The 26727-nt window shown below is 59.3% G+C and carries 25 protein-coding genes; 9 read left to right on the top strand and 16 right to left on the bottom strand.

The window, feature by feature from the left end; translation table 11 throughout:
* Positions 1-13: 13 nt before the first annotated feature.
* The 8 genes from HNQ65_RS13340 to ygfZ all read right to left on the bottom strand — a co-directional run bounded on the left by HNQ65_RS13340 (position 14) and on the right by ygfZ (position 11830).
* Complete coding sequence (locus tag HNQ65_RS13340; protein ID WP_184340042.1) at positions 14-3202, bottom strand: type I restriction endonuclease subunit R; 3189 nt, start codon at positions 3200-3202, stop codon at positions 14-16.
* Positions 3199-4803 carry a hypothetical protein gene (locus HNQ65_RS13335; RefSeq protein ID WP_184340041.1) on the bottom strand — a complete coding sequence of 535 codons (1605 nt, stop codon included), beginning with the start codon at positions 4801-4803 and terminating at the stop codon, positions 3199-3201. The genes HNQ65_RS13340 and HNQ65_RS13335 overlap by 4 nt, the downstream gene beginning before the upstream one ends.
* A gap of 11 nt (positions 4804-4814) precedes the next feature.
* Complete coding sequence (locus HNQ65_RS13330; protein ID WP_184340040.1) at positions 4815-6023, bottom strand: restriction endonuclease subunit S; 1209 nt, start codon at positions 6021-6023, stop codon at positions 4815-4817.
* A 2-nt stretch (positions 6024-6025) separates the two neighbouring features.
* Positions 6026-7636, bottom strand: coding sequence for a type I restriction-modification system subunit M (locus tag HNQ65_RS13325; protein ID WP_184340039.1), 1611 nt, complete (start codon positions 7634-7636; stop codon positions 6026-6028).
* A 250-nt stretch (positions 7637-7886) separates the two neighbouring features.
* Positions 7887-8774: a replication initiation protein gene (locus HNQ65_RS13320; RefSeq protein WP_184340038.1), complete on the bottom strand. Its 888-nt coding sequence runs from the start codon at positions 8772-8774 to the stop codon at positions 7887-7889.
* A 124-nt stretch (positions 8775-8898) separates the two neighbouring features.
* Positions 8899-9126: a helix-turn-helix domain-containing protein gene (locus tag HNQ65_RS13315; RefSeq protein WP_184340037.1), complete on the bottom strand. Its 228-nt coding sequence runs from the start codon at positions 9124-9126 to the stop codon at positions 8899-8901.
* Between the two features lie 335 nt (positions 9127-9461).
* Positions 9462-10772 (bottom strand): tyrosine-type recombinase/integrase, encoded by a 1311-nt coding sequence (locus HNQ65_RS13310; protein ID WP_184340036.1) that lies wholly within the window; start codon positions 10770-10772, stop codon positions 9462-9464.
* Positions 10773-10942: 170 nt separating this feature from the next.
* Positions 10943-11830, bottom strand: a complete 888-nt coding sequence (ygfZ, locus tag HNQ65_RS13305) for a CAF17-like 4Fe-4S cluster assembly/insertion protein YgfZ (protein WP_184340035.1) — start codon at positions 11828-11830, stop codon at positions 10943-10945.
* 105 nt (positions 11831-11935) lie between these two features.
* Here ygfZ and HNQ65_RS13300 point away from each other — a divergent pair, with 105 nt between their 5' ends.
* From HNQ65_RS13300 to HNQ65_RS13285, 4 genes are read left to right on the top strand one after another with little or no spacing between them, the layout of a single operon-like run.
* Positions 11936-13036, top strand: a complete 1101-nt coding sequence (locus HNQ65_RS13300) for a transporter substrate-binding domain-containing protein (protein WP_221306157.1) — start codon at positions 11936-11938, stop codon at positions 13034-13036.
* 35 nt (positions 13037-13071) lie between these two features.
* Complete coding sequence (locus HNQ65_RS13295; protein WP_184340033.1) at positions 13072-13761, top strand: Mpv17/PMP22 family protein; 690 nt, start codon at positions 13072-13074, stop codon at positions 13759-13761.
* A 43-nt stretch (positions 13762-13804) separates the two neighbouring features.
* On the top strand, positions 13805-14026 hold the full coding sequence (locus tag HNQ65_RS13290; RefSeq protein ID WP_184340032.1) for a hypothetical protein: 222 nt from the start codon (positions 13805-13807) through the stop codon (positions 14024-14026).
* A 34-nt stretch (positions 14027-14060) separates the two neighbouring features.
* Entirely contained in the window at positions 14061-14450 is a 390-nt protein-coding gene (locus HNQ65_RS13285; RefSeq protein ID WP_221306156.1) for an HNH endonuclease, read from the top strand.
* A gap of 15 nt (positions 14451-14465) precedes the next feature.
* Here HNQ65_RS13285 and HNQ65_RS13280 read toward each other — a convergent pair whose 3' ends face one another.
* Both HNQ65_RS13280 and HNQ65_RS13275 read right to left on the bottom strand, forming a co-directional pair.
* Positions 14466-15152, bottom strand: a complete 687-nt coding sequence (locus HNQ65_RS13280; protein WP_184340031.1) for an HPP family protein — start codon at positions 15150-15152, stop codon at positions 14466-14468.
* Between the two features lie 49 nt (positions 15153-15201).
* Positions 15202-15615: a hypothetical protein gene (locus tag HNQ65_RS13275; RefSeq protein WP_184340030.1), complete on the bottom strand. Its 414-nt coding sequence runs from the start codon at positions 15613-15615 to the stop codon at positions 15202-15204.
* Positions 15616-15789: 174 nt separating this feature from the next.
* On the opposite strand from HNQ65_RS13275, the gene HNQ65_RS13270 reads away from it, so the two are divergent.
* Positions 15790-16209, top strand: a complete 420-nt coding sequence (locus HNQ65_RS13270; RefSeq protein ID WP_184340029.1) for a MarR family winged helix-turn-helix transcriptional regulator — start codon at positions 15790-15792, stop codon at positions 16207-16209.
* A gap of 196 nt (positions 16210-16405) precedes the next feature.
* On the opposite strand, the gene cobA is transcribed toward HNQ65_RS13270, so the two are convergent.
* Positions 16406-17932, bottom strand: a complete 1527-nt coding sequence (cobA, locus tag HNQ65_RS13265; RefSeq protein ID WP_184340028.1) for a uroporphyrinogen-III C-methyltransferase — start codon at positions 17930-17932, stop codon at positions 16406-16408.
* Positions 17933-18106: 174 nt separating this feature from the next.
* On the opposite strand from cobA, the gene tilS reads away from it, so the two are divergent.
* Positions 18107-19015: a tRNA lysidine(34) synthetase TilS gene (tilS, locus tag HNQ65_RS13260; RefSeq protein ID WP_184340027.1), complete on the top strand. Its 909-nt coding sequence runs from the start codon at positions 18107-18109 to the stop codon at positions 19013-19015.
* 287 nt (positions 19016-19302) lie between these two features.
* Here the strand turns inward: tilS and HNQ65_RS13255 are convergent, their stop codons facing one another.
* From HNQ65_RS13255 to HNQ65_RS13235, 5 genes are all read right to left on the bottom strand, one after another.
* Positions 19303-20265 carry a peptidylprolyl isomerase gene (locus tag HNQ65_RS13255; RefSeq protein ID WP_184340026.1) on the bottom strand — a complete coding sequence of 321 codons (963 nt, stop codon included), beginning with the start codon at positions 20263-20265 and terminating at the stop codon, positions 19303-19305.
* 27 nt (positions 20266-20292) lie between these two features.
* Positions 20293-20616, bottom strand: coding sequence for a hypothetical protein (locus tag HNQ65_RS13250; RefSeq protein WP_184340025.1), 324 nt, complete (start codon positions 20614-20616; stop codon positions 20293-20295).
* A gap of 98 nt (positions 20617-20714) precedes the next feature.
* Positions 20715-21071, bottom strand: a complete 357-nt coding sequence (locus HNQ65_RS13245; RefSeq protein ID WP_184340024.1) for a dihydroneopterin aldolase — start codon at positions 21069-21071, stop codon at positions 20715-20717.
* Positions 21072-21266: 195 nt separating this feature from the next.
* The gene (locus HNQ65_RS13240) at positions 21267-22328 is read right to left on the bottom strand and encodes an NUDIX domain-containing protein (RefSeq protein WP_184340023.1); all 1062 of its coding nucleotides are present in this window, start codon (positions 22326-22328) and stop codon (positions 21267-21269) included.
* Positions 22329-22372: 44 nt separating this feature from the next.
* Positions 22373-22993, bottom strand: a complete 621-nt coding sequence (locus HNQ65_RS13235; protein WP_184340022.1) for a PEP-CTERM sorting domain-containing protein — start codon at positions 22991-22993, stop codon at positions 22373-22375.
* Between the two features lie 120 nt (positions 22994-23113).
* Between HNQ65_RS13235 and HNQ65_RS13230 the strand changes: the two genes are divergently transcribed.
* The 3 genes from HNQ65_RS13230 to HNQ65_RS13220 all read left to right on the top strand — a co-directional run bounded on the left by HNQ65_RS13230 (position 23114) and on the right by HNQ65_RS13220 (position 26650).
* Positions 23114-23737 carry a hypothetical protein gene (locus HNQ65_RS13230; RefSeq protein WP_184340021.1) on the top strand — a complete coding sequence of 208 codons (624 nt, stop codon included), beginning with the start codon at positions 23114-23116 and terminating at the stop codon, positions 23735-23737.
* Between the two features lie 374 nt (positions 23738-24111).
* Positions 24112-24978: a sugar phosphate isomerase/epimerase family protein gene (locus HNQ65_RS13225; protein WP_184340020.1), complete on the top strand. Its 867-nt coding sequence runs from the start codon at positions 24112-24114 to the stop codon at positions 24976-24978.
* Between the two features lie 241 nt (positions 24979-25219).
* Positions 25220-26650, top strand: coding sequence for a toll/interleukin-1 receptor domain-containing protein (locus HNQ65_RS13220; RefSeq protein ID WP_184340019.1), 1431 nt, complete (start codon positions 25220-25222; stop codon positions 26648-26650).
* The last annotated feature ends 77 nt before the right edge of the window (positions 26651-26727 follow it).

Genomic DNA, 26727 nt, shown 5'->3' with positions numbered 1-26727 from the left:
TGGCTCTCCAATCTCACGCCGCCGTCTCGTAGAAGTGCTCGAAGACCGCCTCCACCTTCGCCTCGTAGAGGGGCTTGTCGTAGGCTCTGGGCAGACCTTCATCGAGGGTGTCCTTGATCACGTCTTGCAGCTTGGACCGTCCTTGCTGGGTGCCCTTCCACATTGTTCCGAGGAGAGATTGAACTTTGGAGAGCAGTTGCTTCGCCACCTTCTTGACCTCGTCACGCTCGGCATCGCTGAGTTCGGGCGCGGGACGGGTGAGAATGTCGAAGATCACGAGTTCAGCAGGCAGGAGATTCTCCCGCACATGCCGTGTTTGTTCATCGGTGAGTTTTCGGCTTTGCTCCAGCAGGGCCGCAAAGAGCTGATCAATGTTCAGGCTCCCCGCGTTGTAGCTCGCGATGAGTTCCTCGAACTTCTGCTGGTAGTCCGTCCGCAGGGCACGGTGCATGTGGACGATCTTATCCAGGGTGGCGCGGATGGCGGCTTTGAGCTTTTCGATGTCGAGGTTCTTCTGCTTCGACTCCTTGAACTTCTTTGCCAGGGCTTCGAAGTTGATCTTGGAGAGATCAATCACGCCATGCCGGGCTCCCGCCTGGCCCTCGGCAATGGTGAAGCCTTCCGCGCCGATGGAATCGTCGAGCAAATCGTTTAACCTGCCCATGATGGGCGTGATATCGGGCGTTTCGCCCTCTCCAGTCTGCAATTTGATCGAATCCGCCAGTGTCGCGAGCAGCGAGCACATCGGGGCAAACTCAATGGCGGCTTTGTCGGGCTTCACGGCCTGGTAGAGAGCCCGCACGAGCTTCTCGTGGGCGAGGAATTGCTTCCGCAGCTCGTCCGGGGAAATCAGCGCATTCACTGCCTCGCCTAGGAGGTGCAGCTTTTCCATGCCAGATGCCTCATGGATGGCGGTCAGATTCACCGCTTGGCGCTGGCAAAACTCCATCGCTTCCTGCATGGCAGCACGCAGTTGCTCCACCAGTTCCTGTTTGTCACGCACAGGCGTCTTGCCGTCCTTTCCGGCTCCGTAGATGGCCAGGGCTCGCTCCAGCGAGGCAAAGACATTCGCATAATCCACGATCAGGCCGCTCTGCTTGCCGGGATAGACACGGTTTGCACGGGCGATGGTCTGCATCAGCGTGTGGTTCCGCATCGGCTTGTCGAGGTAGATCGTGGAGCAGCTCGGCGCATCGAATCCGGTCAGCCACATGGCACAGACAAAGACGAGCCTTAGCTCTTCCTTCGGGTCTTTGAACAGCTCGTCCAGCTTCTCCTCGTTCATCCGCTTGCGATGCGGCACGATGTCGATGCCCTTCGCCGCCATCTTGGCAACCTCATTTTGTTCGGCGGAAACGATCACTGCCATGTCGGTGTGCTCCAGCAAATCGAGCCGCCTTTGCAGTTCCCGTACCTTCTCGGCGTCGTAGTCGTCTTTGAAATCCCGTTTCGACTGGCCGGGCTTGAGCGGCTTCATCTTTGAGGCCGCCTCCAGTTCTTTCCAGACGCGGGTTTGCTCTGCCACCCAATGCTTCTGCACCTTGGCGTGCATCTTCAGCGCAGTCACTTTGTCGATGCTCACCACCATGGCCTTGCCTTGGAAGCCACGGCCCAGGAAATGGTTCATGATGTCCTTGGCCACCGTTTCCAGCCGGTCGTCGCGGGTGATGAGGTGGTATTGATTGCCCAGCTCCCGTTGCAGCTTTTCCTCGGCCTCCGGGCTCAGTTCCGCTTCCTCGATCAGGGCGTAGATGTCCTCGTTCAGGTTGGGATTGTCCAGGTGCAGCTCAGGTGTGCGGTTTTCATAGAAGAGCGGCACCGTCGCGCCGTCCTGCACGCTTTGCTGAAAGTCGTAGATGGACACGTAATCGCCAAAGACCTCCCGCGTCCGTTCTTCGCCTGCGATCAGGGGTGTGCCGGTGAAGGCCACAAAGATCGCGTTCGGCAGCGCGGCCCGCATGTTCATGGCCAGGGTGTCATACTGGCTGCGGTGCGCCTCATCGGTCAAAACGATCACGTCCCGCCGGTCTGTGAGCAGCTCGTCCGTTTGGAACTTATGCACCAGCGTGAAAACATAGCGGTGATTCCCACGCAGCAGTTCGCGCAGATGTCCGCCGCTGTTGGCGTGGCAGACTTCGCCTTCGGACTCGCTCACAGCGCCGCAGGCTTTGAAGGTGGTGGCGATCTGCTCGTCCAGTTCCACGCGGTCCGTCACGATGACAAAAGTCCAGTCGCCGGGCACTGTGCGCAGGATCTTCTGGGAGTAGAAGACCATGGAGAAGCTCTTGCCACTGCCCTGCGTCTGCCAGAAGACCCCGCCGCGCCCGTGGCCTTCCGTGCGGGCTTTCAGGCTGGCGGCGATGGCGTTGTTCACGCCGAGGAACTGATGGTTCTGCCCCACGATCTTGACCAGCCCGGCCTTGTGCTCGGAGAAGAGGATGAAGTTTTCCACCAGATCCAGCAGGCGCTTTTTGTCGCAGGTGCCGCAGATCATCACCTCCAGCGAAACGCGGCGCGGCTCGTTCTCGCTGGCGATGCGCTTCCACTCAAAGAACCGCTCCCAGTCGGCTGTCAGCGAGCCCACACGGCTGTCCGTGCCATTGCTGGCAATCATGAGCGCATTGCCCCAGAAAAGCTGGGGGATGTCCGCCTTGTAGCAGGTCAGGTTGTCCGTGAAGGCCTGCTGCGCCGGCACGCCCGGCTTCTTGAGTTCCACCACCACCAGCGGCAGCCCATTGACGAAGCCGATCAAATCCGGCCGCCGCAGGTACAGCGGCCCCTGGATGGACATCTGGCTCACGAGGAGGAAATCATTCGCCACCGGGTTCTGCCAGTCGATCACCCGCACCAGCTCCGTCTTCTGCCCGCCATGTTCCTTGTCTGGTACGCTGACCTTGACGCCCTGCTTCAAAAGCTCATGCATTTCCCGGTTCGCCGCTGCCATGCTCATGGCCGAGCGGTTCCGCGTCAGCTCTTCGAGTGCCCCGGTGATTGCCTCCGGCGGCAGCATGGGATTCACTCTTTGCAACGCAGCCTCCAGCCGCTTCGGCAACACCGCCTCCGACTTCGCCAAACGTCCCAGCGTGCCGCCCGCACCCAAGGTTTCCTCCGCTGCCGACAACGTCTGCCAGCCAAGCTCCACAAACAACCCGATGGCGGGCTGCTCGACGAGCTGGTCCTCGGTGTAGGCACTAAAGCTCATTCGGAAGCGGTAGGGCTAGCAGTTTCACACACACCGTCATGCGTTGAGTTTAGCGGCTTAGATTCAATTGCGATATTGGTCTTAATCTCCTGGTTTGAAACTGCTGCCGACTCTATTTCCGGCAAAACCACCTTCTCCTCAACTGCATCGTTCGAATTGGGCTTGTTATCTACTCCCCTTGCATGAGAAGGCGATATTTCAGGTGGTTCGGCAACGCCCTCATCAACAGGGGGTGCATCAACAGGAGAAGCTGGCACTGATGCTGCAATTGGCCAATGACAATCGGGCCAACCTTGTTGGCTGTAGTCAGTTCTAAGACCGCTATATCCAATTAAGTGGAGTACTAGTGAGTAGAGAAGCATTCGAACTTCATCACGAAGTCGAATGACATCCTCAATTTCACGGCCTCCTAAACCTCCACCATGCGCTGCGGCGTTTCGAAGACGACTCCATGATTTATAGAGTGCTGGCGGCAGCTGCTGCTCTGCCAGAAAAATCCGGAGCAAATCTGAATTCCGAATTTTAGTCATCGCATCAAGAGCGCCAATGACTCTTGCTCGAGTTGAATCGGACAAAGAAACTCCAACCAAAGCTTTTTTGACAGCATTTAACTCTTCCGAAATGGCTACCGTGTTGGACACCTGTGCTGATGTGGTAAGGCCGGCCAACCCTTCAACTGCAACGGTTAAAGCCAAAACTTCAGCACCCAGTGATGCAACCGTTGATTCAATTACACTCCCGAGGTGCTGAGAAATTGGATGTGGTTCAGAGCTCGTTGCCGTTATGACTGCGCAAAAATAGCTGGCAAACATCATCCAGAATTGAGACTGTGGATCAATTTTTTGGAATCGAAGAGGGGGCGGGATAGACCCTTTAATTTTAGAATTCGAAGCTGATCGCAGCATGGTCGTCATCTTCCCGTCGCCAATTGTCTCAATGACAAGAAGGTCCAATTCCAGGCCCAAAACAAACTGAAGAGACTCATGAAGCCTCCGAGCCATGACTAATGCATCAGGCCCCTCCTTCATGGAAATTTGTGCAACCGTATGATCACCCTCGGGGTGAATTCGAAACATGAATTTTTCATGTATATACTCCGCAGAATTCAGGTTCCATGAGTTTCCCGCTTCTTTATCGCCTCTCTTGGTAACTGTTTCTGTTCCCTGGTTACATGGGAACGAAATCTTGTCAGGCAGTCTGATTGTTGCTGAAACTGCCTTTGATTCGACCGGAACCGAGCACTCATAAAGTAGTTCGTGAATGGTCCCGTATGCGATTCCGCTGGCCAAACCACCCCGCCTGTTGGGAAAAACAGACTCAGAGGTCCAGACAGGTCCAGAAAACGTCTGTGCCACAAGAGTGAAGCAGTCTTCCTCTTTAACCAACTGCCCAAGAACCCGTTTCGTTCCATTACGGTGTGTGTTCAGGGCTTCGTAATGCTCCTCGGAAACAAATATTTTGAATTGAATGTGTCCATCGTCGTCTTGCCAAAGTTCGCCAGGTCCTCCAATAACCAAAGATCCCTGACCACCTTGCCGCAAAGTGATTTGACTGCACTCAATCTTAAAATTTCGGTCTGCGAATTCGGCCGGTGTTTTCATGTTAATAAGTATCAACTGCACTCGATGCGTGATAGCAGCCTGGGCAGTAGCAGGTCACGGGTGCGGCGGAGGTTTTCGATGCGGCGCTCATATGTTGCAATGGTGGCACTCATTGGCTTAACTATCTCCTCGAAGCGCTGGAGAATTTTTGATGGCGGCGAGAGCACCGGATGAGCCTGGAGCTGGGGTCCGGTCCAGCTTGGGAAGGTCGATCCGCTTGTTTGGCCAAGCAGCCGGGGCAATTCAGAAATAAAGAGAAGGTCAACGTAAGCCTGGTGTTTGCCGCTCATTCCGCATACCCCACGCCCGAGGCAATACGTACCATCACTTTTGACGTATTTGCCAGTCGTTGAACCTCTGACACAAACGACAAGATCGCCTTCGTGACAAAGCTTGGTCGGTGCAGTTGTCCATTTCACCTGCTTCGTAAACCGTTCTCCAAATTCCACAGGACCATTGACCAGAGGTGTCCCGTCTCCGTCTTCATTGTAGGTGTCGCTTTTCGGTGAGAGCCCCATCGTGATGGACGCCACTTCTCCGAGTTTCTTCACCTCCCAGCTCTGCGGGATGTCGCCGAGGGCGGAGGGGATGCGGGGGACGGATTCGTGGCCGGGGAAGCGGAAGTGGACGAACCACTCGCGGTAGAGGGCGCGGGCCATGTTCTCCAGCAGTCGGATGCGCCGCTGGCTGTTCTCGATCAGCTCGTCGTAGGCCGACAGGATGCCCGCGATGCGACGCTGGACGGAGAGCGTGGGGACGTTGATTTCCAGGTTCGGAATGTCACCAAGACGCATATGCTCGACGGTCGATCCAGACCCAAAGCCTTTGATCTGACCTTGGAGATCGGGTGCCATAAGCGCATAAAGCAGGAAATCGGCATCAAGCTTATCGGGATGGGGCCTGAAGTGGTAAAGCCGTTGCCCAAGAAAGATATGATCGTCAGTCCTTAGCTTTCCGACGTCACCTAGCGGGGCTTCACGGGTGAGGATCACATCTCCACGCTTGGGAACTAGACGCCGCGTCCACTTTTTATATGTGGCTTCAGAGACGTAGCGGACGTTCTCTGTGTCGATGTACCCATTCCTCACATTTGTGGTTCGGATCATCTTGAATGGCGTTGGCTCACTAAGCACAGGCGCAGTGCGGTTTACGCAATCCACATGCTTCTCGCACAACTCCACGACAGGCACCCTGCGCCATTTGGCTGCTTCAGCTTTCATCGCTACACATCCAAGAGTTCCGCCACGTTGGCAGCGATGGTTTGCTCCAGGTCGCGGGCCTGGGCGTTGAGGGTTTCGAGTTCTTCGTTCCAGGTGCCAAGCTGGGTCTTGAAGTCTTCATCACTGACTGCCTCCCCAGCGGCGACGCCGACGTAGCGGCCAGGGTTAAGACTCCAGCCTTGCGCTTCGATGTCCTTGAGAGACGAGGCTTTGCACAGGCCAAGCACGTCAGTGAATTTCGGCTTCGAGCCAAAGACCTCCTTGATCTTGGACTCGGCTTCACTGCCGCCGAGGGTGAAATCGAGGGCTTCACCGCGATAGAGGCGGACGAGGTTGGCGAGGAAGCTGATCTGAGCCTCGTTCCAGTCGCGGTGGGCGCGGTCGATCTGGCGGTAGATGTGGCGGGCGTCGATGAAGAGGACGGTGTCGGCACGGGGTGTATGCACCTTCCCTTTGTCGAAGAACCACAGCGTGCAGGGCAGGGTGACGGTGTAGAACATGTTCGGCCCAACGGCGATCATGACATCGACGGCCCTGGACTCGATGAGCTTCTGGCGGATGTCCTGCTCAGAGGAGCGGGCATCGGAGGCGGAATTGGCCATGACGAATCCGGCGCGGCCCTGGTCGTTGAGCGCGGAATAGAAGTCCTGAATCCAGAGGTAATTGGCGTTGTCCGTACGCGGCAGGCCGAAGGGGTAGCGGCGGTTCTTGCCGACTTCTGAAGTGAGGCGTTCCTTGTCCACCTGGCTGACATTGAAGGGAGGATTGGCACAGACGAAGTCGAATCTCCCCACCGTGGAGTGCAGGTCTTCGTAGTAGGTGTTGCCGTGCTTGATGTCGCCCTCCAGGCCGTGGACGGCGAGGTTCATGCGGGCGAGGCGGACGTTTCCATCCACACGCTCCTGGCCGTGGATGCTGAGTTCGGCGCTGGGGCTCTTTTGGTGGGCGGAGACGAAGCGGGCGCTCTGCACAAACATGCCACCCGAGCCGCAGGCGGGATCGAGGATGCGCCCGTGGAAGGGCTCCAAAATCTCTACGATGAGGCGGACGATGCTGGTGGGGGTGAAGAATTCGCCCCCCTTCTGTCCCTCGCTCATGGCAAAGGTGCCGAGGAAGTACTCATAGATCTTCCCGAAGGCGTCTCCCTCCAGATCGGCGGGGATGGTGGAAAGGGTCTTGAGCAGGTTGCTGAGCAGGCGGGAATCAAAGACCTGGTAGCCCTTGGGCAGCACCCCGGCCATCTGCGGATTGTCCCGCTCAATGGTCTTCATGGCCTCGTTCAGCGCTTTCCCAATGTCCGCGCCCTCAGGGAGCTGGAGCAGCTCCGCAAAACAGGCACCTGGTGCTAGAAAGAGCACGCCCTCGGCATGGTAGGCGGTGGGCTCGTCCGCCTTTGAACCGCGCCGCGAGGAAGCGCCCGCCTTTTCCAACACTGCCCTCCGGGCATTGAAGCGCACCTCCGCGAAGCGCAGGAAGATTAGGCCGAGAATGGGCTCGGAGTAGTCCGACTGCTTCAGCCCGGCCCCCGCCCAGAGCTGATTGGCGGCATCCCAAAGTTTTTTCTCCAAGGTGTCGGTGGCTAGATTCTTTTCAGTCGGAGCAGTCCAGAGCATGCGCGGGGGAATGGGCGTAGAGGTTTCGCTGATTAAACGTCGGGAGCCATCTGAAGGCAAGTACCTTGGCCGGTCAACCTTTCCACAACCTCTGACAGTGGTTTTTGCCAGCTATTTATTCCCGCCTGACAGGTGCCACGCCAACCGGCCTGATTTGTGAATAATGGTGTTCTTCGCCGCGCAGGCTATCGCGCATGTCCTTCTGCAACTATGTCCCCTGTCGCAATGCCATATCAGGATAATAGCGGTTTTACGGGCTTACAGTCCGCTGCCTCCTCCGCTCCCAAGTCCTGCGAGAGATGCCCTGCTCAATCCAAGGCCTCATTGCAGTTAGCGTGGGACTCGCTGCCCACCGTTTCAATGCCCTGGCGCGTTGAATTTTGGCAAAGCCTTCGAGGGTGAACTTTTTCCAAACCCATCTGGCCACTGACTGAGTCACGCCACTGATTTCGGCATGTGACAAGCGGACTGGAAAAGTGGCGTTTATAGCCTCCGCCAGCTCATGAAGCATGCATTCAAACTCGTCCCGAGTTCTGCCTTCCTTTGCCGTTCTGAACCAATGCCTGTACGCCCATTTGCTCAACTGCTCGAACAAGGTGGCATTGCGCCCCACGGCTGACATTTCGCGAGCCAACTTTTTTCGTTTGTCTGTCTTGTCGAGATAGTCGTTGAGCGTTTCCAGGCGATACGGTCTCACTGCCTGCCAGTCTGTCTCCCAGCGCGAGCAAAGCGGATTTTTGGAAAGGAACCCTGGGTAAGCGTGATCTGCCCCCAGCCGGTTGGTCATGCCTCTCTCGACGTCCTCAAAGAATTTGATGGCGCGGCGGCTGGATGTGTCAAAAGCCGTGACGGCTGATTCCAACAAGTAGCCTGCATGTCCATGCCCATTGGCCGGATTCAAAGCGATGAAGTTGGGTGGCGGGCAACCGCGAGTCTCCGCCCGTGTGTAGGCATCTTCACCGTCGATGTCGAATACCAACCAATGCCAGACAAGAGGCATGTTGTGCTGGATGTTGGCAAAACCTGCCGCTCTCGCAGCATCAATAATCCGAAGCCTTCGGCCAAGGTGGTTCGTGCAGTACGGGCGTTGGGGAATCGTCTGCAAATAGACTTCACGCATTGCTTGAGTAGCAATCATGGTGCGACGTGGTTATCGCTTGCCAGTGACGCTTCAATGACTACCTTTTGCGGCATCTGAACTCCGCAAAACAGCAGCCAGTATTCCGCCACTGGAAGCGGGTTTGTTGTTTGATGCGGAGAGGTTAGGAAAGTGAGCGGAGGTATTCGCGGATGCTGCTACAGTCGAAGAGTCGGCGGCCTCTTTTGTTCCCTCGCTTGCGAAGACTGACCGAGCGGATTTTGCCCTCAGAGACGAGGTTGTAGAGGGTGCTGCGAGGTAGATTAAAAAGGGCGCGGCAGGTGCGGTGGTCGCCGAACTCTGGCAATGAAGCAACTTCGGCAGATTGAACGATTTGAAGAGATGTGGACATGGTGGTGCAAGGAATGGGGATGCGGGGTGTCCTGACCGCGACGTGACGGCCAGGGGCGGGAATGAGCGTTTCCCAAACAGACACAATGGCCCATTGGTCTGCGGCGGTGACGCTGCTAGGCTGCCAGGAAGGGCACTGCTGTAGTTTGCATCAGAGCGGGCTGGCTATGGATGTTTTGCGCATCTTTTGCCTCCGGCGTTATTCACAGTCCTTGCGGCGAGATGTAAAACTGACCCTTCATGCGTTCTCCACGTCAATCAGGATAGAGAAGGGGGTCAGGGGGAGTCAGTCAAAATGCAAGCAGAAACTTTCTTGGACATCGACAGACCCTCAATTTACCCCTTGGCCTTCTTCAACTTGAGCCCTGGAACGGCATCCACCGCCTTTCGCAGGGCGGAGAGTTCGGCGTGGGTGTAGCTTTCGTTTGTTTTGGCGTCGGCATGACCAACGATCTTCATGCGTAATTCCTGCGAGACGCCGCCATTGAACATGCTGCTGTTGAACGTGTGGCGGGTGCTGTGAAAGGAGCGGGCGTGAGAAGACCTGCCCGCCTTGCCTTCGACATGGTCGCGAGTCTGGCCACGTGATATGCCAGCGTCTTCCATGATGCGCACAAAGCGCGCTGAAAGGCCGTTGTTGCCCGCAATACTGACACGGGAGAGGGAAGTGAAAACGGGTGCCGTCAAATCGGCGGGGAGGTCGATGCCTTGAAAATAACGCACAAGTTCGGCGTGCATGGGCAGGATGATCGCGGCTTTTCGGGCCTCCTTTTTGCGTGCGGTCTTCTGCGGTTTGAAACGAATGACTCTGTCTTGAAGGTCGATGCAGCCACGTGTGATCTGGGCGGCATCGCCCAGACGCATTCCTCCAAAGGTGCCTAGCAAAATTACACCCCGCCAGTCCTCAGAAGGTGCGGCGGCGAGAAGTTTGGCAATTTCAGCAAAGGTGAACGGCTCTCGGCTGGTGGAATCCTCCTCGGGCAGTGGCTCCAGATTTTCAGCGGGAGAGCGCTGGATATGGCCTTCCTTGGCTGCGGCGAGGAGGGCGCTGTTCACGTCTTTGAGGTAGTGGTTGGTGGTCTTGGCCGTGCGTCCCTCGGCTTTGAGCTTGTCGCGGAACTCGCGCAGTTTTCCGATGGTGAGAGAGTCGAGAGGGAGCGCTGCCTGCTCTTCGCCCAAGTAAGTAATAATGGCCTTCATGCTGGCCTTGTAACGCGCCTGTGTGGCGGCTTTGGTGGTGCCTGACTTCTGCTTAAGCCACTCACTGAACCAGCCTGAAATCGTCTTTTCTGCGGGCAGTGCCTCCCCGGTGCTGGCCTCCACCAGCCTGCGGATGAAATCACGTCCAAGGTTTGCGGTGAGGCGCTTCTGTGCGGCAAGATCGCCAGCTTCACGAAGGATTGCGAGGATGCGCTGAGAACCTTTCTCGCCTGCTCCTGCTTCAGTGAATGCGTTCCTTTCAAACTCCAATGCCACCTTGAGCGCTTCCTGCTGGGCTTTCTCCTGCTCCCGAAGGCCCGTTGGAACAGCGATTTTTGTGACCTGCTTCTTTAGCTTCCACACCTTGTTGCCACTGGCATCCTTGGTGGGCAGCCGAAAAGCGGCGTAGTAGAAAAGGGAACCGGGACGGGTAAAGACGCTGGCCATGTGGGAACATTGTGGGAACATCCCGGGATGTCCAGCCATGTTCCCGCAAATCTACTCTCCTAGTGAAATGGGAACAAAAAGGTTAAATACACCCCCTTGTATCGAATCGAGGGTTCGATCCCCTCCCTGCGCACCACTCTCAAAGAGAGTGGTGTTTCAATGGTGGAAGTTCAGCTTCTCATCAACAGTGCACCGTTGCTGCTGCCGACACGCAGGCTCTCTTTGGCCGTGCCCTGGCGGATCATTGCCAGACCTATGCTGCGGCCTGTGACAGGATGTTGGGTGACGCTGGTGACGGTGCCCACGGCTTTCTCGAGCCAGAGCTCGTCTCCGGCCTGCACTGCTGCGGCGGATTCAAAGGAGATCAGCTCGCGGGGCATCTTGCCGGTGGTCTTGATGCGGGAGAGCACCTCCTGGCCGATGTAGCAGCCTTTGGCGAAGTCCATGGCCGTGCTTTCCAGACCGGCCTCAGGAGGGAAGGTCTCGGCATTCAGCTCGTGCGGCCAGCGCGGGATGTGCTGCAGGATGCGCCAGGCTTCGAGATCGTGCGCGCTCAGGACAGGGAGTGCGTCAAAGGTGGGTGCGGCAGCGGAGGCTGGCAGCCAGAGGTCCAGGCCGGGTGCGCCGTAGCGGTTGGTGTGCAGGGCGTGAGTGTGGGCGGCCTCTTGAGAAAGAAGGCCTTCATTGCGGGCAGGAGTGCTCGCATCACTCCAGACATGCCAGAGCTGCCAGTCATCGGTGACGTCGGTCAGCTCCACATCATCGGCCACGATGTAGCGCTCCAGGCGCATGCCGAGGGGCTCGCGTAGGTCGGGCTCGGCATCCAGCAGCAGGGTGTCGTCGTGGGCATGAATGTGGATGTCTGCGGCGATGCGGCCTTTGGCATCCGTCACGCAGGCGTAGAGGGCGGCGTCTGTCTTGGCACGGCGCACATCATTGGTCACCTGGCCATTGAGGTAGCGGGTGCGGTCCGCTCCGGTGAGGCGGAATTTGGCATGCGCGGAAAGATTCACGGCGGCTCCGTGGGCGAGGATCTGCTGGTACAGCTCAGGGGTCATGCGGCATGAATGGGCAGACGCAGCGCCGTCGCAAGCCTGCAAAGCAGCGCCGGGGGGGATCGTATTGACGGGGGCGGAGGGCGCGGCAGTGTGGCGGCACCCTTTATGCGTCTCTGGCTCCTGCTCCTCCCGGTGGTTTGTTTGTTCAGCTTGGCCTCCTCTGCCGCAGCGCAGGCGGTGGAGACTGCAGCCAGCGGCGGAAAGATCCGTGTGGTGACACGCAACCTGGAGCCGTTTTCGTTTGATAAAGGCGGCCGGCGTGCGGGCTATGCGGCGGAGCTGTGGGAGCAGCTGGCACGCGAGATGAAGCTGGACTACGAGGTGCAGGTGGTGGGCAGCGCGCAGGAGGTGATCGATGCGCTCAAGAACAAAACGGCGGATGTGGGCGTGGGGGCCATCAGCGTGACTTCAAAGCGCGAGGAGGTCATCGATTTCTCGCAGCCGTTTTACGAGTCGGGGCTGCAGGTGCTGGTCGCTTCCGCCAGCGGCAGCTTTGCCGACAACATCCTGGCCATCGTCAAAAACTTGTTCAATCTGGAGCTTATCGGCGCGTTTCTGCTGCTGATGGCGGCCATGTTTCTCATCTCCCATCTCGTGTGGAAGTTTGAGCATCGGATCAACAGCGACATGTGGCCCAAGGAGTACAAGTCGGGCATCTGGGAGTCGTTTTGGTGGACGATCAGCACGCTGCTGGTGGGCGGTGCCGACAACAAAGGGCCGGTGGGTGTGGGCGGGCGCATTGTGGCCATCGTTTGGATGCTCTCGGCCACGGTGCTGGTGTCATTGCTCACGGCGTCTTTCACCACCACGCTGACGATCAACACGCTCAAGGGTGACATCAACGGCCCCGCCGATCTGCCCGGGCGCAAGGTGGCCACGGTGAAGGGCAGCACGGCAGAAAACTGGCTCAACATCAAAGGCGCCAAGGTGGTGACTGCGGCCGATGCTGCGGCATGCATCGAGGCGCTGAAGAAAGAAGAGGTGAATGCGGTCGTGTATGACGCGCCGGTGCTCAAATACGAGGCGGGCAAGCTGCACGATGACAAGCTGCAGATGGTGGGACCCATCTTTGAGCGGCAGAACTACGCCTTTGCGCTGCAGCAGGACAGCCCGCTGCGCGAGCGGCTGAACCAGGCGCTGCTGAAGCTGACCGAGCAGGGCGTGGGCGCTGAATTGCGGCAGAGGTTCTTTGGAGAAGAGCCGTAATCATCCTCTCCGCCGTACACTTTTTACTCTCATTCATGTCCGCCCAGCCAGATTCCGCCCCCGGTATTTTTTCCACCATCGGTGCAGTGTTTCGTCAGAATCGCACGCCGTGTCTTGTGCTCAATACCATCGCGGTGGCGCTGGTGGTCAGCTACTACCAGGTGCCGGCGCTGGCGGGCTTTTGGGAATCGCTGGCTGCTTTCAAGACACGGTGGTCCTTTGGCTTTTCGTGCGCCTCCACGATGTTTGCTGCGGCGCTGCTGCCCACGGCCATCCAGTTTTTCATGGGCACGCTGGAGCAGCAGGGCCGTGGAAAGAGGCTGCTGCTGCTCATGCTCTTCTGGGGGTATCGCGGCATGGAGATCGATCTCTTCTACCATCTGCAGACCTGGCTTTTTGGTGGCGGGCATGATGCCGCCACGCTGCTCAAGAAGGTGCTGGTGGACCAGTTTGTGATGAGTCCGGTGTGGTTTGTGCCCACCTACATCATCGCGCTGCGCTGGGTGGAGCTGGGCGGCTCCTGGGCGCGCACGCGGCCCACGCTGGACCGCGAATTCTGGACGCGTACCTGCCCCACGGTGCTGATCACCAACTGGCTGGTATGGATCCCTGCGCTGGCACTGGTTTACAGCCTGCCGCCTGCGCTGCAGTTCCCGCTGTTTTCCGTCGTGATGTGCTTCTTCACCCTCATCATCACGGTGATGACGAAGCGGGGGAAAGCATGAAAACGTTGCTTCGTCGGGTGTATGTCTTACCATGAGCCAGCTTATGAGCCGAACTGTTCAACTCACTGTGCCGATGCCCAGCAAGCTGGCCAACCTGCGTTTCCCCAAGGCGCTGGATGAACGGCTGCAGTTCCTGCTTGATGAGCAAGGCCGCAAAGGGCGGCTCACGTCGGGAGAAAAAAAGGAGGCGGACGCCCTCGTGCAAATGGCCACGACCCTTTCGATCCTGAAACTGGGTGCGCAGGTCAAAACTTTGAAGGATTGACTGCATAGCCGTCCCTGAGAGCCTGCGCAAGCGTGTGGCCCGGCGGGCAAAAAATCGCTGCGAGTACTGCGGGCTTTCGCAGATCGGTCAGGCGGCGACTTTTCATGTGGATCATGTGCTGCCGCAGTCTGCTGGTGGCGAGACATTGATGGAGAATCTCGCACTGGCCTGTATTCACTGTTCGCTTCGGAAAGGTGCACGCGTGCAAGCCAGGGACCCCCAGACCGGCCGCAGCGTGCGGTTGTTTCATCCCCGTGAAGATTCTTGGAACCAGCATTTTCGATGGATGGCGTTCCGCTTGAAGGGCATTACAGCCATTGGGCGGGCCACCATCGATGCACTGAGTGTGAACAGCAGCGAGCATCTGATCATTCGGGGCTTTGAAAAAAAGCTTCGCAGGCATCCGCCGACCGGGCACTTGTGAATTTGTTGTGTCTTTTCATCCATTCCTACCGGGATGATTTCGCAGCAGTTCCACCAGCCGGATGAGGTCGTCCTCGCTGATGTCCACGAAGGAGTCGAGAGAGCGCAGTGCGGCCAGGATGTCTTCGTGTGTGGGTGGCGGAACTACGGCTGCACGTGACTGGGCGGGTTGGTGGAGGGCATTGGGGTAGCGCCGCCAGCGGAAGGCGTAGTTGATCAGCGCGGCCAGCAGCACCATGACGGTGGCATTGGCCAGCACGGGAAAGACCACGAAGCCAAAACCGAGCTGCCGGACGGACTCGCCACCGAGCACGGCGGTGAGTGCGGTGGCGCCTCCGGGCGGATGGAGGCATTTGAGCTGCTGCATGGCTCCGATGGAAAGACCCACGGCGCAGGCTCCGGCAAGGGCGGGATGAGAGATGCCCTGCGCACAGAGGACGCCGATGAGCGCTGAGATGCCATGCCCGGCGAGGACCGGCCACGGCTGGGAGAGCTGCCCGTGTGGCATGCCAAAGAGCAGCACGGCGCTGGCTCCCATGGAGGTGATGATGACAGGCGCACCGCCCGCTGGCAGGGCGCTGGTGGAGATGGCGATCAAGGCCAGGATGGCAAGCGCGCCGCCGAGGGCGGAGACTGCTTTTTCCGTGAGGCTGATCTCGATGAGCTCGATGCCAAGCCAGCGGCGGATAGGAGAGACGGACATGGTGGGTGGAAGACTGCGGAGGCCGGTGAGCGCGTGTCTGGCGCGGGGCTCAGGCCCGGCTGCCATGTGTGGCGGCAGGGCAGGAGGCGTAGTGGTGCCGCCACCAAAGGGCGGCCAGGAGCGCCCCTGTGCTGTAGGCAGCCACGTCTGCCAGATCTCCGGTGCTGCCGGGGATGAGGCGTGGCAGGATCCACTCAAACAGCAGGGACCAGAAGACCAGATGCCCCACGATCTCTGTCATCTGCGGCGGTGCCCCCGGAGTGCGCAGGCCGAGGCGCTGATGCAGCCAGAGCACCGGGGGCAGCACGCAGGGGATGAGCCAAAGGTCATTGAAGTGAAACATCAGGAAGCCGGGCGCAGCATACGGCTTGATGAGGAAGCGGTTGGCGCTGTAGGCGGCGCAGCCCGTCAGAAAGAGCGGATCGCGGAAGCAGCGGAAGGGGCGCGGCTCAGCACAAGGCATAGATGGCACCTCCGGCCATGGCGGCGATGAGGAGCTTCAGAAGCAGGGATTTGATGATGAGCAGCATGATGGGGTGGCGGCTCCTGGGGGTTGATTGCTGCTGGAAATAATATCGTAATGCGATATATGTCAAACGGGGATGGCCTGCTAGGCCCGAAAAATGCTTCAACTGCCATGATGCCCAACCGCAGACCCATCTCCAAATCGCAGTACGAAAGCCTGGCGGCCTTCCGCTTTTCGCTGCGGAAGTTTTTGCGCTTCAGCGAGGAGGCTGCCGGCGCGGCAGGACTGACACCGCAGCAGCATCAGGCGCTGCTGGCCATCAAGGGGTTTCCAGGGCGGGATTATGTGACGATCGGTGAGCTGGCGGAACGCCTGCAGATCAAGCACCACAGCGCGGTGGGGCTGGTGGACCGGCTGGTGCTGGAAAAGCTGGTGCAGCGTGTGGCCTCCGCCGAGGACCGCCGCTGCGTGAACATCCGCCTCACGAGCCGTGGGGAGGCCGTGCTGGAGGAGCTCTCCGCCCTGCACCGCGAGCAGCTGCGCCGCATCGGGCCGGAGCTGAGCACGCTGCTGCAGGGGCTGGGGCAGTGAGGGGCAAAGGATGGCGGCGACATTGTCGATCCTGTGGCTGGGGACTCGGGCCGCAGAATGGCTTCCACAGACCCGTCTGCGGCTGTTACGCAGGAGGATTGCAGCTTGTTCATCAGCATGCTTGCGAGCCGCACAGAGGATTGCCTTCGGCTGGCTTCGCGTTGTGCGGCCCCCTATGCTGGCATTTTCGCCACGCCTACTTCCAGTACTTCTCCACCGCTGCCACCAGCCCGGGGATGCTGTTTTCGGTGGCTTCCACGTCCACCTTGAAGCCGTGGGCTTTGATGGCGGCGCTGGTGATGGGGCCGATGCTGGCGATCTTGATGCCTTCAGGGAGATCGACCTTGAGATTGAGGAAATGCTCGAAGGTGGAGGCGCTGGTAAAGGTGATCATGTCCGCGCCTTCTTCCTTGAGGCGGGCGAGGGCTTCGAGGTTGTCCTCGGTCTCGGCCACGGTGCGGTAGGCGAGGCATTCGTCCACGATGGCACCCATGCCGCTGAGTTCGTTGGCGATGACCTCGCGCGTCTCCGCAGCACGCACCCACAGCACCTTCACGTTTTCCATGTTCTGGTGGTCCTTGAAGGCTTTGACCAGGCCCTCGGCCACGTAGTTCTTTTTGTCGGGCATGAGGTCCACGGCCAGATGGCGGGCCTTGAGCTTTTCCGCCGTGCCGGGTCCGATGCACGCAATGCGCGCCCCACCGATGCTGCGGGCATCGTTGTAGAGCTTGTCAAACATGGTGAAGAAAGCGTCCACGCCGTTCGGGCTGGTGAAGATGATCCAGTCGTAGGTGTGGCAGTCCTGCACCAGCTCGCCAAAGGAATACTGGTCCTCCACCGGGGCGATGCGGATGGTGGGGATCTCGATGACGTCTGCACCGAGCTGGGAGAGCTGACGGCTCAGCACGCTGGCCTGGGCACGGGTGCGGGTGACGACGATCTTTTTGCCAAACAGCGGGCGGTCTTCAAACCAGTTCAGCTCAGGGCGCTCGGTCACCACGTCTCCGACGACGGCGACGGCGGGTGCTTTGAAGCCGACTTCCTTGACCTTGGCGGCCATGGTGGCCAGCGTGGCCACGAGCGTCTGCTGGTGCTTGTGCGTGGCCCAGCGCACGAGGGCCATGGGGGTGTCCGGGCTGGCGCCGTGCTTGATGAATTCGCGCGTGATCTCGTCGATGCGTTCCACGCCCATGAGAAAGACCTTGGTGCCGTCTGCCTGCGCCAGCTTGGCGTAGTCGAGAGAGGTGTCCGGCTTGGTGGGGTCTTCGTGGCCGGTGAAGATGGTGAGCTGGGAGGCGTGGGAGCGGTGTGTGACCGGGATGCCGGCATACGCAGGCCCGGCGATGGCGGAGGTGATGCCGGGGACGATCTCAAACTTCACGCCCGCAGCGCGCAGCTCGGCGGCCTCTTCGGCCCCACGGCCAAAGAGCACGGGGTCGCCGCCCTTCAGGCGCGTGACGGTCTTGCCCTCGGTGGTGAGCTTGACGATGAGGGCGTTGATCTCATCCTGCTTGAGGGTGTGGTCGCCAGCTTTCTTGCCCACGTAGATGCGCTCGGTGCCGGGCTTGGCATGGCGCAGGTGCTCGGGGTTGCAGAGGTAGTCATAGACCAGCACATCGGCGGCCTCGATGCATTCCTTCCCTTTGAGCGTGAGAAGTCCGGGATCGCCGGGACCGGCGCCGACGAGATAACAGATGCCAGGGGTGGTTTGCTTGGTGGCCATGATGGGAAGGGGGCGTGCAAGGTGTCGAAACCACGGCTTACCGCAAGGCTGGATGACATTTCACTTTTTGGTAATCTTTGCTGATGGATTGATGCCGTGAGTTCGTTAAGAATTCCCGCTGTGCCTGAGATCCATCTGAACCTGCCCGCTGCCTGTCATCCTAATGAGCCTGTGATGCTCGCGATTTCTGGCGGGCGAGATTCGGTGGCGCTGCTGCATCTGCTGCGGGACGCCGGGTTTACCGAGCTGATCCTCTGCCACCTGAACCACGGCCTGCGGGGCAAGGAGTCGATCGACGACGCAGCCTTTGTGCGCCGTCTGGCCAAGAAGCTGGGGCTGAAGTGCGAGATCGAGGCCGAGGACGTGGCCGCCGTGGCGGAAAAGAAGCGCATCTCCACCGAGATGGCGGCACGCGAGGCACGGCACGGCTTTCTGCTGCGCATGGCGGAAAAATATGACGTGTGGGTGGTGCTGCTGGCCCATCATGCGGAGGATCAGGCGGAGACGATCCTGGGAAACCTCTGCCGCGGCAGCGGCATGGCGGGGCTGGCGGGCATGCACACGGTGCAGCGGCTGGACTCCGGCCTGCATCTGGTGCGCCCGCTGCTGCACGTGCGGCGCAGCGAGATCGATGCCTACCTCAAGTCCAAGCGCGCCAAGTTCCGCGAGGACTCCAGCAACACCTCGCCCAAATACCGGCGCAACCGACTGCGGCATGAGGCGCTGCCTTTGCTCAATGACATCTGCGCCCGCGATGTGGTGCCGCAGATGCTGCGCCTGGCCACGCTGGCGGAGCAGGATGACGACGCGCTGCAGCGGCAGGCCATGGACTTTCTGACAGCGGAGGGCCGCGTGCTGGAGGACCGCTCCCTGGTCATCTCTCCAGAGCTGCTGGCGCTGCACCCGGCGGTGTCCTCACGCGTGTTTGCCTTCTGGCTGCGCGAGGTGTGGGAGCTGCCAGGCGTCGAGTACGAGGTGATCGATGCCGCGCTGAGCATGCTGGCTGCGGACGGCCCTGCCAAGATCAACCTGCCCGAGGACAAGCACCTGCGCCGCAAGGCCAAGCGGCTGTGGGTGGAGTAGCGGAGAGTGTTGGTTTTTAGCCCACTCTGAGAAGTGGGATGGGTGTGGCGCTAGCCCGCCCGTCCATCAGCGTGCTGCAAATACTGAGGGGCAGGAGCGTCCTCGTGGTCGGGCGGTTTGGCGAGGAGGTGTTCGTGCGATAAAGAGGGGCTTGGACGCCAAACACACCCCAACCTACATGCCGGAAAGCACGCCGCGCTCTCCGAGAACATGTGCTATGCCATTCGCATGCCACATGACCTCTCGCGGCTGGTGTGGAAAGCCAGCCCTGCCTTGAGAGGCCTGTCTTACCAGATGTGGCGGAAGATGCGGCCAACCATGCTGCGGGCGGCGTCGGGCTTGACGTAGCGTGCGCCTTCCTGGGCGGTCATGGTGGGCAGCTGCATGGGGCCTTTTTGATTCACCACCTTGATGGACTTGATCTCGATGCGGGCCACCGGGCAGTCGTTGGCGTCCACCGGCATGAGGGAGATGCGCTTGATGGTTTCCAAGCCTGAGACCACCTGGCCAAAGACGGTGTAATTGCCTTCGAGAGCCTTGTAGTTGCCGAGGGTGATGTAGAACTGCGATCCATTGGAGCGGCGCTCAGGATTGACCTTGTCAGAGCGGCGGGCCATGGCCACGGCTCCGATGCGGTGCGGCAGCTTGATCTCGGCAGGGAGGGTCTTGTCCTCGCCACCGGTGCCCCACTTGGTGCGGGCGGATTCATCGGAGGTCAGCGGGTCTCCGGTCTGGACGATGAAGCCCTCGATGGCACGATGGAAGGCCAAGCCTTTGTAGAAGCCGCTGTCGCATTTGTCGATGAAGTTGTTCACCGTCTGCGGCGCGTCATTGGGAAAGAGCTCGATCATCACGGTCTCCTTGGAGCCGCCCAGTGCCACTTCCATCACCGCGAGCTTGTGCACCGAATCCTTGGCCCAGAGGGAGGGGTCTTCCAGGCGCTGCGCAGGGAGGCGCAGGGGACCGGAGAAGGTGGTCGTGGTGGGGGCTGAGCCTGAGGAGGATTTGTCCACAGACTGGAAGAGGGACTTCTGCGCCTCCTCAGCCAGCTTGTCCACCTCCTGCGTGGTGGAGGGCGCGGCAGCAGGAGCCGCGGCCACCATGTCCTTTTCATCCTTGGCCTTAGCCTCCGCAGGGCGGATGCCGTCGCGCAGGGACTGGGGGGCGTTCAGGGTCTGGGCGTGGAGTGCGGAGTGGCAACCCAGAGCCAGAAGGCAGGTCAGAAGCAGGGGCTTTACGTGACGATCCATTGAGAAAAAGGAAACCTTCCTGTGTTTTTAGCGCAGGCCAGCCGGGGCGACGGGATTGATCGGGGCGGGGGCGGCTGCGGGTGCAGCGGCAGGTGCTGCCGCAGGAGCGGGGGCGAGTGCGGCCGGAGCTGCAGGGGCGGAGCTGGCAGCCTGCTCGGCGCGGGAATTGACCTGATAGCGCAGCTTGGGATTGCCGCGTGCTTTGCGCGCAGGCAGTCCCCAGCTCACGTCATAGGCATCCTGCTGAGAGACGGTGGGGTATTTGGAATCGTAGTGCTCTCCACCGAACCCGCACGATGCGAGGACAATGGATGCAGTCAGAGCAGCAAATGGCAGGCGCAGGAAAGTCATTGTTGGGCGGAATTGGAATTCTCGATGAGCCGCGATACTAGGCGCGGTGGTTCAGGCTGGCAAGATCGAAGTCTCAGACCTCCGGCGCGGGTTTCCGTTCACTCGCCGCGCGTCAGGCGCACGGCCACGTGGTCGGTGCCGGGCAGGATGTGCTTGCGCAGCTCGATGCTGACCCCCGCCGCGCCAAACTCCTCCAGCGCGCACGCGGCCATCTCGGCGGCCAGCGTCTCGATCAGCCTGCGGGGCCGGGCCCCTGCCAGCTCCCGCATGCGCAGCGCTACGGCGGCGTAGTCGATCGTGGCAGCGATGTCGTCCTTCATCTCCTCAAACCGCCGCGCCACCCGCAGGGTGATGTCCGCCTCCAGCACCTGGCTGGCGGCACGCTCCTCCTCCGGCACACCGATGAAGGTGGTCAGGCGCAGGGCGGAGATGCGGATTTCGTCAGGAGAAAGCATGGGGTGGGGCCGATGGGCGTGGAGGAGTACTTAGCGCAAAGAATGACGAATGAGTAAGCCCGAATGACGAAATAATGACGAATGCCGAAACAACGCGTGTGAGGTCTCGGAGCACGGGGGCCGGCCATCCTGCTACGCGGCGCGCTTTGTCATTCGAGCTTCGGCATTATTTCGTCATTCGGATTTCATCATTCGTCATTGTGCCTTTCCCAGCAGCCCTTTCCGCACACACTCATCAATGAGCACCCTCGTGGGGATGTTCAGGTCCATCTCCAGCGCCTCGGCCAGAGGCACCCAGCGGAAGGCCTGCGCCTCCTCATTCAGCACCACCTGCGGCTGCGCCTCGGTGCAGCGGGCGATGTAGTTGAGCAGCAGGAAGTGGGCGGAGCGCTGAAACTCGGGCGGCTCGATGCAGTCCTGCACCATCACAAAGGCGATGTCCTTCAGCGTCAGGGCGGTTTCTTCCTGGATCTCACGGATCAGCGCCTCCTCGCAGGTTTCCCCGCGCTTGATCTTGCCGCCGGGGATGCCCCAGCGGTGACTCCATTTGTGCGTGCGGATCAGCAGCAGCTCGCCTGCCTCATTTAAAATCAGCGCGCCCACCGTGGCCACGGGGTAGGCCTTGTCAGCCGCGCCTAGGCCGCCCAGCAGTGCGGGCAGGCGGGAGAGATCTGGCACCAGCATGTCCGGCCCGGAGGTCAGCAGCTGGGCTGCCGTCTCATACCCCGTGCAGGTGGCGATGCTCACCACCCCGGCGGCGCGTCCGGCATCGATGTCATGGCGCATGTCGCCGATGAAGGCGGTCTCCTCCGGGGCCATGTCCAGGTCTGCCAGCAGGCCGTGGATTTCCTCCCGCTTGTCCACCACACCGCAGCGCAGCAGCTCAAAGGCATCCCGCACACCCAGCGCCTGGGCCTGGGCGGTCACGTGCTCCAGCGGGGCGCTGCTCAGCACCACCATGCGGCGGCCGGTGGCGGCGGCGTACTGGATGAACTCCAGCGCATGCGGCAGCAGGTGCAGGTCCTCATGCGCGTGGGTGAAGTGCTCCAGGTAGAGCTGCTGCAGGCGCTGCAGCGGCACGTCTGGCAGCACCTCGGCAAAGAATTCGGTGTAGGGCAGGCGGAAGCGCGCACGGAATTCCTCCCGCGTCAGCTCCGCCGCACCGGCGGTGCGCAGCATGCCATTCACGGCGGAGATCACTCCCGGCAGGTCATCCACCAGCGTCCCGGACCAGTCGAACAATAGATTCCGAATCATGTGCCGCCCGCCTTAGCCGCTGCCGCCCTGCTTTGCAAACCCATCTACCGTCTGCGCCTGCGCAGCAGCCACAGCCCCGCCGTGCCCAGCAGCAGTGCGCTGCCTGGCTCCGGCACCGGGGAGGTGACGAAGTCGATATTGTACGTGATCTGGTCTGAGCCCTCCTGGATCCAGAAGGTGTAGTTGCCAGCGGGCAGCGGCCCATTGAACCCGATGCCGCCAAAGTCCGGCCCTGCGTCCAGCAGCGCCAGCAGGTCATTGTAGGTATTGCCAAAGCCGTCCGTGGCATAGCCCCAGAGCGCATTGCTCAGGTGCAGGGAGGGGTCGGAGGTATTGATGGTGCCCCCGTTGGCGATGGCCATGAAGGACTCATTGGTGAGACTGCCGCTGGCTGCGGAGTAGCCGTACAGATTGATGCCTGTGAGCGCGTATCCCGGTGCGATGGTGAAATTCCAGATGTCGGCGTCCAGCGGCCCGGTGCCGCCCAGGGAGCCCATGGTGCCGGAGAAGAAATTGTCCCCCGGGTCCAGGGTGCCCACCAGGGTAGGGGAGTTGCCATTGCCAGACAGTTCCCCATTCAGCGTCTCATTCCATGTCAGCGCCTGTGCCGTGCCCAGAGGCAGGGCCAGAGCGGCGAGCAGGGTGAGAAGACGAGGGAAGGGCATGTTATTGTAATTATATTGAATATTGCAAATAATGTCAATGCTGCTGGTTATTTTAGTTTTCTGAAGTTTTGCCCGCATTTCGCGCTCGCTTCGCCCTCCACCCGCCTGCTATCTGGCGGCATGCGCCTCCTGCTCTGCTCACTGGCCCTGCTGCTGCTGCCCAGCTGCATCCACACCTACACCACGCACTACGACTACCAGGCCACCGGCCCCGCTCCCCAGGTGGGCGGCGCGGCCTTCCGGGCAGAATTCATCCCCAAGGGCACCGAGTCCGGCGTGGCCCTCAGCGCCATGGTGGTGGGCGGTGCCCTGATCTCCGAGGTGGGCCCCTACCAGGTGCGCCTGCACGCCTTTGGCCAGCCGGGGGATCAGCAGTGGTTTGAGGTCAAAAGCCTGCGCCTCACCGGCACGGAGGGCTTTGATGCCGCCATGCAGCCCCGTGGCTTCATGGGCCGCCCCACCTTTGCCCCCACCCAGACCGCCACCACCACCCGCGCCACCCTCCTGCTGGGCCCCTACATCAAGCTGGACGACCGCAAGCAGCGCCAGATCACCCTGGAGGCCGAGGTGGCCGTGATGCGCCGCAGCGGCCTCACACGCGGCACCCTGCGCCTGCCGCTCAAGCTCACCAAAACCAAGCGGCACGAGAGCACCAACGTCATCGCCGAGATCGCCCACGACATCCGCCACCGTGACACCCCCGACATCCCCGCCGGACTGCCCCCGCCGCCGGAGGCACCGTGAGGGCTGCGATCGGCACCTCTCAAATCGGCAATCGATTGTTCGACAACGTGTCCTCCGTAGCAGGAACTGCGTAGGATGGATCGTCAATCACGTGCGGCCAGGACGCTCTGGAGCCGGAAAGATTGACGATTGTCGAGCCATCGATTTTTGATTTGGGAAGTTCCAAACCTCCGCCCCCTCTGCCTCTCTGCCCCCCTGCGGCAAAAACGAACGTCCCCACAGCGCCCCTACCTTCGCACTACACGCACCACTTTGCCACTGGACAGTCCGCGCTCGTTCGTCTCCAATGCCGCGCCTCCGGTTTCTTTTCTCTAAAAAACAGGCCGGGGTGATTTCCATCTAGAAACGCAAAATCCAACAACCACACACCACCCATGGGCAAAATCCAATTCGGCTCCGAGGTCTACACCTGGTTCATGCAGGGGACCGGCAAAGGCTACGACAACAAGCTCGACCACATGATCAAGGTCGCCTCAGAAGCAGGCTTCACCGGCATCGAACCGATGGTGCTGGAGATCTCCCAGAGCGCCCTCGGCTGCTCCAAGTACTGGCTTGGCCCGCAGATCGACCCCATCAAAATGAAGGACACCCTGCAGCAGTACAACATGAAGCTCTGCGGCCTGGCCCTCGTCTGCGCCTGGGACGGCGAAACCGAAGCCCCCAACGAGCGTGAAGCCGCCGACTTCACCATCAACTACCTCAAGCACTTCCCCGGCGCCATGCTCGGCACCGTGACTCTGCCCTCCGGCCGCACCAAGGACCTGCAGAAGCGCCGCCTCAACGTGGCCAAAAACATCAACGCCGTCTCCCAGCGCGCGCACGATGCCGGCCTCGTCTGCTCCTACCACCCCAACTCCCCGCCCGCCTCCCTCGTCCGCACTCAGGAAGACTACGACGTCGTCCTCAGCAGCCTCGACCCCAAAGTCACCGGCTGGACCCCCGACGTGGGCCACATCATTCGCGGCGGCATGGACGTCATCGCCACCCTCAACAAGTGGCAGCACTTGGTGAACCACATTCACTACAAGGACTTCTCCGGCAACGGCGCCGAGCCCTGGGCCCAGATGGGTACCGGCAAGCTCGACTTCCACAAGATCACCGAATGGCTCGTCGCCCGCAACTACTCCGGCTGGATCATCTGCGAAGACGAAGCCCACTGCGCCGTGGACGATCCCGATGGCGTGACCAAGCAGAACGGCCAGTGGTGCAAAGACAACCTGCACCCGATTGCGGGGCTGTAAGGTGAAGCGCGAAAGCGCACCATCGAGCCCTCAGGCCAAGGAAGCATCTAGAAACAACGAACGCCTTCTCCGTGATGGGGAAGGCGTTTTTTGTTTTTGTATAAAAACAATTGCCGTGATTGCCAAGCAGTCACTGCAAAATCCCAATTTCGCACATTGTAAATTAAGCAATAAACTTATGATTTAATTTTGTTTGATTGAATCAATTTGCAATCTAATAGCATTAAATCCGAGCAATCATATGACGCCGAAAGTTTTTATTTCTTACAGTTGGGCAAGTCAGTCGCACCAGGAACGAGTAAAAGAATGGGCGGATCGATTACTCGCTGACGGCATCAATGTTGTGCTGGACCTCTATGACCTCAAGGAAGGACAGGACAAATATGCGTTCATGGAACGCATGGTAACAGACGCAGAAGTCACACATGTTCTTGTGATATCTGACAAGTCATATACTGACAAAGCTAACACTCGTCGAAAAGGGGTTGGCACTGAGTCACAGATCATCTCGAAAGAAGTTTACGAGAAAGTCGAACAATCTAAGTTTATTCCCATCGTCTGTGATTTCAAAGATTCCGACAACCCATGCTTGCCTGTGTTTTTGGAAACACGTATTTGGATAGACTTCTCAAGCCCTGAAGCTGTCAACAGTAATTGGGAGAGATTGGTCCGGCTTTTATATGGGAAACCACTTCACGAAAAGCCGCAGCTTGGAAAAGCACCAGCTTTCATTACCCAGGAAAGCAAGGTCCCAAGCACACCCGCCCTCGCTAAATTTTCCACTTTGCGACAAGCAATACTTCAGGGAAAGCCAGGCCTTAGAATGTATCGTTCAGAGTTTCTCGATCAGTGCATCGCATATGCTGACGCAATGCGAGTCAGGAAAGAACCTAACCTGAACAATTTTGGAGAAAAGGTTTTGGAGGATTGTGCCAAACTCATCCCAATTCGTGACCTAATTGTAGATTGGGTCTTACTCGAGGCAGGGACAACTCCATCGAGTGACTTTAGTGAGTCATTAATATATTTGCTTGAACGCCTCCTCGAAATTAAAGCTCGCCCGGAAGAAGTGACAACATGGAACGAAGTATGGTTTGAGGCTGCCAAGCTATTTGTCTATGAGACTTTTCTTTACATAATAGCCTCGCTGATAAAAACTCGCGCTTATAGCGACTTAAACAATATATATACGTCTCATTATCTCCGTCCATCGACGGATCGGTATGGATCCGAACGCTTTAACAAGTTCGACGATTTTTATAGCAGCTCAGGAACCTTAAACGCTGTCTTGGCCCCCAAAGGACATACGCTTTACAGTCCTGCGGCTGCATTAATCAAACGTCACGCAACACGAAAAGATCTCCCATTTTCCGATATCATCCAAGCAGATCTGTTAACTTTGTTAATGGCTTTCATAACACCAGAAACGCAATGGTATCCCCAGTTGATGCACTACGCTGAATTCTCTTCGGAATTCCCATTCTTCATCAGAGCAGCACAACACAAAAACTTTCAAAGTCTTGCTACTATTACGGGAATAGCAGATGCGAAAATATTGCGTGAATCCGTATTAGCCGGCCATAAGCGCTTAGATAGCTCCCGGTGGCACAACTTTTACTCACGTAATTTCTCTGGGCCGATGAATCTTGAGAATCTCGACACAATTAAGTAAATGACAGTGAGATAGGAATGAGTTCAGCTTGCAAATAATTGACAAATTCCTGCCTCGAGAGGTGCCTGCTTTCGCAT

The sequence above is a fragment of the Prosthecobacter vanneervenii genome, from assembly GCF_014203095.1.
GTDB classification, from domain to species: Bacteria; Verrucomicrobiota; Verrucomicrobiia; order Verrucomicrobiales; family Verrucomicrobiaceae; genus Prosthecobacter; species Prosthecobacter vanneervenii.
Note: the sequence above shows the minus strand (reverse complement) of the source record. Positions and strands in the feature narration are given on the sequence as shown.